Origin of the sequence: Paraglaciecola sp. L3A3 (genome assembly GCF_009796765.1) — a bacterium.
GTDB lineage: Bacteria > Pseudomonadota > Gammaproteobacteria > Enterobacterales > Alteromonadaceae > Paraglaciecola.
The window spans coordinates 2,786,379-2,797,477 of sequence record NZ_CP047023.1 but is presented as its reverse complement, the minus strand read 5'-3'; the positions used below and the strand labels follow the sequence as shown (position 1 = coordinate 2,797,477).

The following is an 11,099-nucleotide window of genomic DNA, read 5'->3' as shown; positions in this document are numbered from 1 at the left end:
TCGCAGAGCATATAAATTTAATCAGCCGTAACCATTATTGTTAATTATTCAAATCGTACTGTAAATTTTTCACTGTGCTGCGCTATTAAGTAATCTGATATTTATATTTTTAATACTTATTATTACCACTAACTTCATGTAAGCCAATAAAATCAAGGCGTTGTGGAATGTTATGTTACTTGGTGTGGTTTATGCTTTTGTGATGGGGAAAGGTTTATCACAGTTTTAGTTTGGTGATTTATTCAATTTTATTTCTAAGGAGAACATCATGAAAAAACATTCTATAGCCGTTTTAGTTGCTTCGGTTTCTTTGGCTCTCAGCACTGTGACTTTTGCAGGAGATAAAGAAAAAACAGTGACAATAAATGATTTAAAAACGGGTGAAAGTATTGGACAAATAACACTCAGCAATTACGACGATGATGGGGTTGTGTTTAGTCCTAAATTGGCAGGATTAACACCGGGTATACATGGGTTTCATATTCATCAAAATGGTGATTGTTCAGCGGCCATGAAAGATGGTAAAAAAGTTTTAGGTGGCGCTGCTGGGGGGCACTATGATCCCGAAAAAACAGATAAACATAGTGTTCCATGGTCTGAAAAAGGCCATGAAGGTGATTTACCTACCTTGTATGTTGATATTGATGGTAATGCCGACTTACCCGTATTTGCACCAGAACTTGAACTGGAAGACATCGAGGGGCGGGCCATTATGATCCATGCTAACGGTGACAATTATTCTGATTCACCAAAACCCTTAGGTGGTGGTGGCGAACGCGTAGCTTGTGGTGTTATTGCAAAAAGCTAGAAAGGTTGAAATCAATTTTGCTCAATGGCGAAGTGCGGCGTGACCAGAGCTTGGGTGTCGATGGTGACGCATTGATGAATGATTTGATAAATGGCTAAGTTTGTTCAGTTGGTGGCGCTAGGCAGTTTAGAGTGTAGATAATAATATATTTTTGAAATTATTATTGGCCTACAGCTATCTAATGGTTATCGAAATGACTTTAAGTTAAATATTTAATGAAAAATACCTTTATCACAGCATGTATCGTGGGTTTAATTGCTAGCATTGCTTTTATTCTTGTTCAGCCACTTTTTGGTTTGGCCACACTAACATCAAGACACGCCGCCGCTTATGTCAACCTAGGTGGTTACAGCGAATTTGCCGCACTTTGCCTATCTTGGTTGGTACACATTAGTGTCTCAATCTTTTATGCGTTGCTATCTACCATTATTTTTAATGTTAATCACTCGGTTACCGTTAGCCTAATCCAGACCCTTGTTTTAGGTTGGTTCACTACACTTATCGCAACCCCCGCTAATGAATGGGTGGTAAAACTAGTCACCACACAACAATTTCCAGATATCAGCGCTTTGGCTGGATTGAACACAGAAATTGGCCCTAAACTCTGGCTACATATTCTATTTTTTGCCTTTGTACTTGGCGGACTTTGGCTTAAAAAAATCAAAAGCCCATCAAAATAAGCTTTAATCTAAACGCAAACTTAAACTTAAACTTAAACTTAAACTTAAACGTAAACTCAACCCGTAGCCCATAAGCAAAGTGGCTAGCGGCATTACGATTTTTGTAATTTCTTGCTAAGAGCCTGTTTAAAAGGCGTATTTAGATCAACCTAGGTGTATCTATGGTATTTTTTTTATCCGAAAACTTGTTAGGATGGTGTTAATTTAAGTGGATAAACACCTCAACGGTACTAACACAAACAGCAACTAACCAGCCATGGCAAAATAAACGTTTTTTTGCCGAAGCCAATATCGCCTTACCGGGCTTAAACTCAAACAACCAATCAATCGACGACTTGTTTCAAGCGCTGGTGGTACAGCGTGGAAGGTTAAAAGAAATGCAGCAGTTGAGAGAGTGGTAGTTTGGTTCAAAACACATTAGGAATTAGTAGTTTGTACCATCTTCAGTCGGCTAATTACATAGGCCTTCGGTTAACTATAAGTTTAGGGTATTATTCACTCCACAAATACAATCAAGCCAACAACCAACAACCAATAATAAATTGTAAGTAAAACAATACATATTCACAGGTAATATAAGGTGCAGTAAAAATGGACGACCGTTTTAAACATTTGGGCCCAATAGAACACCCAGATGAAACAGGTATTTATATGGATGTATTATCTCAATGCATTGGAAATCCAGATATAAAAAATATAGCTATTGCTGGCCCTTATGCTGCTGGAAAAAGTTCTGTAATTAATAAATACCTCAAACATTATCTTGATACACCTGAAGATAATAAAAAAACTAATAATTTGTTTACTAACTGGTTCAATAATAAGACAAAAAACAAATCTCACAAAGTTCTCACAATTGCTATTGCGACCTTTCAAGAAAGACAATCGCCCCAGGGGGATGTGGAAGATTTACAGTTACAAATTCTACAGCAGATTTTATACACAGAAACTGGTGCTGAACTTCCCCGTTCTAGATTTAATCGAATAAAAAACATAAAAAGGTCTTTATTAGCGCCTTTGTTAATTACAATTTGGTCAATAATTTCTTATTTTTTGTTTGCTCATAGTTCCATCTTAACCATCTACAAACCATGGTCATATGAATATTTCCTTGTATTTCTAATGGTATGGATTAACAGCGTTCTGACAATTTTGGGATTAGAGTGGTTTTTCCATTTTTTATCTTCAAAAACCTTTAGCAAAATATCACTTAAAAACTTAGAGTTTGAAAAATCAAAAGATGATGATACGTCGATCCTCAACAAATACTTTGATGAAATTTTATATTTCTTCGATAGACACCCTTATGAACTAGTTATTTTCGAAGACCTAGACAGATTCAAAGAGCCTGAGATTTTTACTAAGCTGCGCGAGCTAAATACATTACTAAATCAAAATCGAGGGATAAAACGAGATATACAGTTTATCTATGCTCTAAAAGATTCAATGTTTGCAGTAAACGACCGTACTAAGTTTTTTGACTTTATTTTGCCGGTAGTACCTGTAACTGGTACTGCAAATTCAGAAGATGAATTTATTGCCCGAAATCAAAAACTCAGCACAGAACTCACTGTTGATAAGAATCTGCTTCGTGATATTTCACAATTCATCACAGACCCACGCACTATCAATAATACCTTCAATGAATACGTGATCTATAAAACAGCCATAAACAGTCCAAATCTTGACTCTGCACAGCTATTTTCGCTGGTCCTATACAAAAATATATTCGTAAAAGATTTTGATGAGCTACATTACGGCAAAGGAATGTTATATGACGTTTTGACTCATACTGAAGAATATAAGTTAATAATTAAGCAAGGGATTGTATCTGAGATAGATGACTTAGAAGTAAAAATTGCTAATGCTGATTATGAAAACTCTTTTTCAGAAAATGAGTTGTTAAATATTTATATAGCTCAACTTTATCGACAAGGAATTTGCAGTATTTTTAAAAATCAGTCTCGTCAGGACCTCAGTGATATTAAAACTATCGCCAAGCTTAAAGAATTAATTCCAAAAGAAGATAGTCAAATAGCAGGTGTCAATTTTAATAATCATCGTGTTCATTTAGTTACATCAGTTAAAGCCTTAGAAAAAGAACTGAACCCAGGAACCACTATTGATGCGCGTCTAATAGCCGCAAAGAACAAAACGGAGGGCAAGCTAAAACAGCTCAGAGAACAATCGCAAAAGCTCAGAAAAAAACTTAAGGATATTGAACTTAGCAAACTAAGAGAACTGTCAGAGTATGATGAAACGATAATTAAAATTATTGATGAAAAGTTTTCTGAGGATGGTAATTCTAAAGATTCACCATGGCAGCACGTTGCTTTGGTTAAGTATCTTGTCCGCAAAGGGTTACTAAATGAAAATTACCAATTGTATTCGACCGTATTCAACAACAAAGAACACTGGACAATAAAAGATCAACAATTATTTCTAAAAATTCAATCTCGTCAGAAATCTGAATATAGCTTTACATTAGACAATCCAGCTGAACTGGTAAAAAGATTGACGGGTTCTGATTTTAAATCAATTTATATTTTCAATGTTAGTATACTTGAGTGCATTCTCGAACACTGTCCAAAGAATGCTAAAACCTCGAATTTTTTACAAACCATAAAAGAACATTACTCGGAAGAGGGAGCTAAGTTTTTGAGTAGTTATTTATCGGTTGGAAATAATTTGCATACATTATCGAAACAGCTTCTCAAGGAATGGCCTGAATACCTAGAAGTCGTATTTAATCAGTCCCAAAGTGGTACTGAAGCACAATGGTTAATTAATACAATTGATAAGTATTATCTGGATAAATTACCGTCTCATGAATTACTACTAAATATTTTAGAAGAGCAGCCTGAAATTTTTATTCAAGAAGGTGACAATCAAGACTCAAGTAATGCACTTGAATTGATTATTCATTTCGAACTAAATATCCCTTCGCTTGATGCTTTAAGTCACTTTCCTATTAGCTACGCTTCGATTATTGAAGAAGCTAGATTCAAACTATCCTTAAATAATATGCAATTAGCTTTGGCACATTATGGTTTGGATACAACAAGTATTCAAAAACAAACATATCAGCAGGTTTTGAATACCAACAATACAAAATTGCGCGAACGCATTGATTCCAATATAGACACTTATGTTGAAAATGTTATGTTTCAAAATACAGAAAATACAGAAGAACCCGAAGCAGCTCTTCTTCATCTTATCAATAACATTAAGTTATCAGACAAAAATAGAGAAAAAGTAATAGATCAACAATTACACGTATTTCAAAGTTTAGAGAACGTAAATTCAGGTCATGATTTTATTTTTGAGCACCGAAAAATTCTACCTTCGTGGCAATTGTTAGCAGAGTATTATGATTCTGAAATGGTTAATAATAATACATTTGTTGATTACGTATCAGATAAAAATACTATTGAAAGGCTACTGAAAAGTAACATCAATGAAATAAAACAGAATATTGATGTTTTTAGTGATTTACAAAATTTTCTTTTGAATTCTAATGATATTAATGACACTGCCTACAGTAAGATAGCCAACGTTATTATAGACAACTCCCTAGATCAGTGGCCTAAAATTTCAGATGAAAAAATGCAGATACTACTGGATTTAAAAGTAGTAAAACTGAATTCAAATACTTATGAAAATATCGCAGATAAACCAACACTGTTGGCACACTTAATTGTAAACAACACGTCGGAATATTTGAAACATAACAATGAATTATCTTCGTTGGACTTTAAAGATATTTCAGAGATATTGAAGCTTAATCCTGAATATAGTTTGGCCGTGTTTATTGCCGAGCTACTACCTAGCTTTTCTCTCGAAGAATATAATATTGACGGCGATAAGCTAACTGAAACATATTTATTACTTGAACCTGATAATACTAATCCCAAATTCATTGAAACCTTGATTCTTCACACATCAAAGAATACAAATATTAGTGACTTGTTTGACAGACTTTTATCATTAGTTCCGGAAAACGAATACACTCAGATTATTGTTAAACTTGGCCACAAGCTAACCAAGTCGAAAATTAAGAATGCTTTATCTAAACACCCAAATGAAAAATTAAGTGATTTAACCAGCAGTGGAAAACGTCCAAACTTGGCAGTAACTGAAATTAATAGACAGTTACTCGAAATACTAAAAGAACAAAAAATTCTTTCAGATTATACAAGCGAAAATGGGGTCTATCCAATTAGGAAAAGCAGAGATTGGCTTTAAGAATTAGAATAAATTTCGGGGTAATAATATCGAGGCCAGAACAAAAAAATTACGAAAAAAATTACGAAGACACCCACTGTAACAAAATAGTAAAAACCAAATTACAAAATTACGAAGACACCCACTGTAACAAAATAGTAAAAACCAAATTAAATCATATCGTTATGGTTTATTTGTGTGGGTGTTTAGTTTTATCTTTTTCCTAAAAAGCACAAGAAATATCAGGTTCAGAACAAGGTTGTTTTAGACGACTAGACCTGCGGGGTAGGTTGTCAGTCAAGCCTGCATTTGCTCTTTCCTCAGTGTTCTCTGTGCAGCGAAGCGCTCTGTGGTGATTAGCTTTTGTCTTTTGCTTTTTCTACCAACTATTTACTGCTCAAAAGAATGGATTCCGGCTTAAAAGCACACCGGAATGACGAATTTTTAACCGTGGTTATTCTATTTTCTATCTCCTATTCACTGCTTTATTCTGCTTCACTCAGCTCCATTCTGATTTTATCTGCTTTTGCTGCATTTACTCATACCAATCGAATTTCTATCTTTTTACCTAAAGCAGATGCAAAACGTTCAAGTGTGGATAGCTTTACATCATCTGAATGGTTTTCAATTCTGGATATCGCACTCTTTTGAGTGTGTAGTATTTCGGCCAATGCTTGTTGGGTAATGCCTGATTCTTTTCTAGCCGTTTTCAGCATGATGCCAAATTTTAAATTTTGGTAACCTTCATCATATCCTTCGGCAAAATCCTTATCATCGGCTTTGCGTTTGGCTACGTACTTTTTTAGATCGCTCATTGTTTTTTCCTCCGTAGATAATCTCTACGTCTTTGTTCTGCAAGTTTGATATCTTTAGCTGGCGTTTTTTGAGTTTTCTTTTGAAAACCATGGTTAAGTACCACTAAGTTATCACCATCGAAAAAGCCTAATAATCTAAAAATATTATTGCCCACTTGCGCTCTTACTTCCCAAATGTCTTGGGTATTAACCAGCTTCTTTAAATAAGAGACTTGCGGGGTCAGGTTCGTTGAAAGTAAAAGCCATAAAGACTTGCGGGGTCAGGTTGAAAGTAAAAGCCATAGATAAGGGCAGGGCTTAAACCTATCCAATATTAGATCTTTTCTCCGTGTTCTCTGTGCAGCGTAGCGCTCTGTGGTGAATGGCTTTTGCTTTGATCTTTTGCTTTTACTAGCCGCTATCTCCTAGCTACTATTTACTGCTTCAACAGAATGGATTCCTGCTAACAACATGCAGGAATGACGAATTTTTAACCGTGGTTTTTCTATTTTCTATCTCCTATTAACTGCTTTATTCTGCTTCACTCAGCTCCATTCTGATTTTATCTGCTTTTGCTGCATTTACTCATACCAATCGGATTTCTATCTTTTTACCTAAAGCAGATGCAAAACGTTCAAGTGTGGATAGCTTTACATCATCAGCATGGTTTTCAATTCTAGATATCGCACTTTTTTGAGTGTGTAGCATTTCGGCCAATGCTTGTTGGGTAATGCCTGATTCTTTTCTAGCCGTCTTCAGCATGATGCCAAATTTTAAATTTTGGTAACCTTCATCATATCCTTCGGCAAAACCCTTATCATCGGCTTTGCGTTTTGCTACGTACTTTTTTAGATCGCTCATTGTATTTTCCTCCGTAGATAATCTCTACGTCTTTGTTCTGCAAGTTTGATATCTTTAGCTGGCGTTTTTTGAGTTTTCTTTTGAAAACCATGGTTTAGTACCACTAAGTTATCACCATCGAAAAAGCCTAATAATCTAAAAATATTATTGCCCACTTGCGCTCTTACTTCCCAAATGTCTTGGGTATTCACCAGCTTCTTTAAATAAGTAGTAGTAATAACATCTAGCTCTTCAACCAATTGTAATACCCAAGTTATTTTTTGAGCTTTGCTGTTAATGAATCTAAGAACTCAACAACGGGTGTTTTACCTTCTTGTGTTGTATAAAACTTAATAGTTTTCATCTCATTGTTAACATACATGTGAACTTCTGCAGGTTTCTAATAAGGTATATATAGATAAGTGATGATAGATACGTCCAATAATAAATGCGTTGAAATGAATATTCTGAGAGTGTCATCAAAAATGGTGTGAGGAGAGGGGATTAAAACAATCCTGTGTTTTCTATTTTCCGCCGGGTCTTTTGTTCAGCGTAGCGCTCTGTGGTGGTATTTTTTTGACTGAAGGAGCTAGCTGGGTATTAGCTTACCTAGTTCACGAATACATTACCTGATAACTCTAAATTTTCAGTCTTTGGGCTTGTTTCAATGCATTAGAAAAGATAGCGTCCTGGATCCGAACTGGGATATTAGGGGGGATGCGCTGTTGGAGTTTTTCAATTGCAAGTGGAAGGCTAACTGCGAATTCATCCATAATATCTTTCATGCGACTAGTGTCAAAGCCAACTGCTTTAGCCGTGCTAATAAAATGCCGAGGAAAGATCATTTCGAGCTTGCGCTTTTTGCCTTTGGTTGCGGTTAATCCCATTGCGAGACTGAGTTCACGAATATTCAAACCTGTGCCACCCAGTATGGGGTATGCCGATAAGATGTCGTAAAACGGCGTCATTCGATATGCTCCTCCCGCGTCCAGAAAAATAGAAAAGTTTTTAGCATGTCCATCTGTAGCACCTATTAGCCATTGGAATACCTGAAATCGCATAAAAGAATCTCTGTCTAGCAGAGCATTTTTTGAACCCATTAGTAGTTTCATTATTTCTGCTATACCCGGCCCGCCGTCAGATTCATATTTAATAGCTGGTGGTACACCGTGAGCCTGGCACATGTCTTCCTGCGGTAATCTAATAAGCCAGTTTTTATCGGCACTCCAACGCCGGTCGAAGCGCTCTACCGCTAAGGCTTTTACATCAGCAACCTTAATGATTTCAATATTAGGCACCGAAAAGCCCAGCTCTCTGGCAAGTTCAATGCATAACCATTCGTTTTCTACGCTATCAGATAAATCTAGTGTAGCGCTCGGACCTTTTATTTGACCAATAGGTAACTTAATAATATGGCTAGTAGGGGTCAGCCCCTTTGGCACACACCACGAATCGTTAATCTTTAGTAGCGCTGTTTTTTCCTGTGCACCGGCAACGGAAATACGAAAATCTGTTTGTTCTTGTATCATTCCCAGTGGCGCATCAGCTTTATGGCCTTGCAATAAGGTTATCAATTGCTCATCGGCGAGTTTGGCATACAACAATGTTCTGTTATTTAGTGGTAAGGATGTTTGCGCAATCGATTCAGTTAATAGGGTAATCGCACCTATGCTGTCTTTACCTATTTCACTGAGAAGGTCGAAAGGCTGTGCTGATGCTGCCGTGAATCGTTTCACTATTCGTTCACGGACCAGCTGAGAGTCAGGTAACAAGTTATCGAAATAGTTATATACCTGTGCGGAAGTGATTTTGCCTTTTTGCAGCGGCAGTGACAACGATAATGGCCGCGCTTTAGGATGCGTTAACCAATCAGTAGCATAGTGAAGTTGATGCGCCCCATTAGCACTTTTTACTAATTCGCCAACGTATTCATCATTCATGTAAATCGATAACTTTGTCATCTACCAGTCCTCTGTGACCTTTTTATCTTCGGCATCGCTTAAAGGATATTGAGATCCATTGTCTTGTGTTTGAATTAACATACTGACATGTAACGCTTGCATTATCTTGAACAAGGTTTGAAGTTGACAACGATCGGGCTCGTTTTCAAAATTTGAGATGGTAGCCTGCTTAACACCCACACGTTTCGCAATTTCTGCTTGCGACCAATTGTTATTGGTTCGGATTAATTTGAGGTGATTTGCTAATTGTTGAGGGCCGTAAATCATGTTTGCATTTCCACGTAATTATCCTCTCTAGAGGATATCGATGTTTATATCCCTTGTAAAGGATATTTAAGCAAATATACCCTCTAAAGCATAGCATGGTGTGTATCCCCTGTAAGGGATAATTATTCCAGAGTAATTAGCTTGCGTTACACACATTAAATCGACGTTATTCACTTTTTTAAAATAATATTACTATTTTATTTTGTAAAATTTGGTGGCTTAAATGGCATTCCTTGTTTTGCATCTTATTGTGATGAGTGTCTTCGTAATTTTGCGTTTAATGTTTCAAAAGAATGGATTCCTGCTAAAAACATGCAGGAATGACGAATTCTAACCGTGGTTTTTCTATCTCCTAGCTACTATTCACTGCTTTATGCTGCCATCTCCTAGCTCCTATTTACTGCAGTTACCTGCTCAACATCGATACAATATTTTTGTACTCTTTTTTCTCGGCCAACTCAATAGGGGTGAACTGGGGCGGGTAGTATCTTTCGGTTTTAAAGTTTGCCTCATAACGCCATTTCAGTTTTGCGGGTTCACTTTGGGTTGTGCTATTTGCGCCTAATGTTAATAAATTCGACACTAACTCTGCTTGATTGGCTTTTACCGCGGCATGCAGTAGTTGGTAACCATCACGATCAAAGGCAGTTAGAATTTGTTGGATGGCTACAGCGCCCATAAGTGTATTCAGTTCACTGGCATACCAGGTTAAAAATTCATAATTCTTGGTATACACACCCAACTGCGTCGCTGTGGTGCCATCTTTAGTGGTGGCAAACAAATCAGCACCTTGAGCTATCGCCGCTTTGACTACTTCTAGGTTGTTGCTTTTTATGGCGAAAAACAAAGGGCTGTAACCTTGTTGGCTTTGCTGATTAATGTTGGCACCTTTACTCACTAGGTAATTGAGATTTTCTGCTTTAGCAAAATTGGCCGCCCACATTAAAGGCGTTTGGCCATCACTATTTTGGGCGTTGATATTCGCACCTAGGCTGACCATTCTAGCCAGATCCTCTGTGGTCGCCGAGCCAGCACATAGCTGAAAAGCGCTAGTGCCGTCTTCTATTGTGCTACTTGCATCTGCGCCCTTATCTAACAAGGCATTGATAATTGCAGAATTACCGTATCGGCACGCCTGAATGATGGGAGTAAAACGGTTGCTATTAGCAAGCTGTACCTTTGCGCCTTTTTTAAGCAGTAGCTCAACTAATTGGGGCTCTTGTGTTTCTACCGCCCAAGCTAAAAGACTGGAATGGTCGCGAAGTGGCTGATTGATATCGGCTTTAGCCGTTAACTTATCTACCATGGCTAGATCTAAATTTAAAATGGCTTGTTTGGTTTCTAGTAGTAACTGCTGGTGCTCTTGGTCTGTTAATTTTTGCTCAGTGGAATTGAGTTGAGACTCAGTGTTGCAGGCAACTATGGTGGTCATAACAAAGCTAAAAACACACATTTTGATGATGCTTTTTACTTGAGCGTTTTGGTGCTTATTGGTTTTGAGTAATCTGTTTGTTTTCATCATTAA

10 protein-coding genes are annotated in these 11,099 nt (G+C 36.9%); 3 read left to right on the top strand and 7 right to left on the bottom strand.

All coding sequences use genetic code 11. The features are described 5' to 3' along the window. Positions 1–268 precede the first annotated feature (268 nt). The 3 genes from sodC (at position 269) to GQR87_RS11655 (ending at position 5,733) form a co-directional block, all read left to right on the top strand. Positions 269–808, top strand: coding sequence for a superoxide dismutase family protein (gene sodC / locus GQR87_RS11665; protein ID WP_158969506.1), 540 nt, complete (start codon positions 269–271; stop codon positions 806–808). A 215-nt stretch (positions 809–1,023) separates the two neighbouring features. After that, positions 1,024–1,488, top strand: coding sequence for a hypothetical protein (locus tag GQR87_RS11660; RefSeq protein WP_158969504.1), 465 nt, complete (start codon positions 1,024–1,026; stop codon positions 1,486–1,488). 591 nt (positions 1,489–2,079) lie between these two features. Next, positions 2,080–5,733 carry a Yip1 family protein gene (locus GQR87_RS11655; protein WP_158969502.1) on the top strand — a complete coding sequence of 1,218 codons (3,654 nt, stop codon included), beginning with the start codon at positions 2,080–2,082 and terminating at the stop codon, positions 5,731–5,733. A gap of 518 nt (positions 5,734–6,251) precedes the next feature. Here the strand turns inward: GQR87_RS11655 and GQR87_RS11650 are convergent. From GQR87_RS11650 to GQR87_RS11620, 7 genes are all read right to left on the bottom strand, one after another. Beyond that, on the bottom strand, positions 6,252–6,527 hold the full coding sequence (locus GQR87_RS11650) for a helix-turn-helix domain-containing protein (protein ID WP_158969500.1): 276 nt from the start codon (positions 6,525–6,527) through the stop codon (positions 6,252–6,254). Next, entirely contained in the window at positions 6,524–6,721 is a 198-nt protein-coding gene (locus GQR87_RS11645) for a type II toxin-antitoxin system RelE/ParE family toxin (protein WP_255456475.1), read from the bottom strand. Before GQR87_RS11645 ends, GQR87_RS11650 begins: the two co-directional genes overlap by 4 nt. A gap of 370 nt (positions 6,722–7,091) precedes the next feature. Next, entirely contained in the window at positions 7,092–7,367 is a 276-nt protein-coding gene (locus GQR87_RS11640; protein WP_158969498.1) for a helix-turn-helix domain-containing protein, read from the bottom strand. Further along, positions 7,364–7,624: a type II toxin-antitoxin system RelE/ParE family toxin gene (locus GQR87_RS11635; protein WP_255456474.1), complete on the bottom strand. Its 261-nt coding sequence runs from the start codon at positions 7,622–7,624 to the stop codon at positions 7,364–7,366. Before GQR87_RS11635 ends, GQR87_RS11640 begins: the two co-directional genes overlap by 4 nt. Positions 7,625–7,984: 360 nt before the next feature. Further along, a complete protein-coding gene (locus GQR87_RS11630; RefSeq protein WP_158969497.1) occupies positions 7,985–9,307 on the bottom strand; it encodes a type II toxin-antitoxin system HipA family toxin in 1,323 nt (440 codons plus the stop codon). Continuing rightward, complete coding sequence (gene hipB / locus GQR87_RS11625; RefSeq protein ID WP_158969495.1) at positions 9,308–9,574, bottom strand: type II toxin-antitoxin system antitoxin HipB; 267 nt, start codon at positions 9,572–9,574, stop codon at positions 9,308–9,310. A 406-nt stretch (positions 9,575–9,980) separates the two neighbouring features. Further along, complete coding sequence (locus GQR87_RS11620; RefSeq protein WP_158969493.1) at positions 9,981–11,096, bottom strand: ankyrin repeat domain-containing protein; 1,116 nt, start codon at positions 11,094–11,096, stop codon at positions 9,981–9,983. Positions 11,097–11,099: the final 3 nt, after the last annotated feature.

What these genes read in the sequence shown, in the direction of transcription:
- GQR87_RS11660 (WP_158969504.1), top strand. Translation starts at nt 1,024, where the DNA reads ATGAAAAATACCTTTATCACAGCATGTATCGTGGGTTTAATTGCTAGC.
- GQR87_RS11650 (WP_158969500.1), bottom strand. Translation starts at nt 6,527, where the DNA reads ATGAGCGATCTAAAAAAGTACGTAGCCAAACGCAAAGCCGATGATAAG.
- sodC (WP_158969506.1), top strand. Translation starts at nt 269, where the DNA reads ATGAAAAAACATTCTATAGCCGTTTTAGTTGCTTCGGTTTCTTTGGCT.
- GQR87_RS11640 (WP_158969498.1), bottom strand. Translation starts at nt 7,367, where the DNA reads ATGAGCGATCTAAAAAAGTACGTAGCAAAACGCAAAGCCGATGATAAG.
- hipB (WP_158969495.1), bottom strand. Translation starts at nt 9,574, where the DNA reads ATGATTTACGGCCCTCAACAATTAGCAAATCACCTCAAATTAATCCGA.
- GQR87_RS11620 (WP_158969493.1), bottom strand. Translation starts at nt 11,096, where the DNA reads ATGATGAAAACAAACAGATTACTCAAAACCAATAAGCACCAAAACGCT.
- GQR87_RS11655 (WP_158969502.1), top strand. Translation starts at nt 2,080, where the DNA reads ATGGACGACCGTTTTAAACATTTGGGCCCAATAGAACACCCAGATGAA.
- GQR87_RS11630 (WP_158969497.1), bottom strand. Translation starts at nt 9,307, where the DNA reads ATGACAAAGTTATCGATTTACATGAATGATGAATACGTTGGCGAATTA.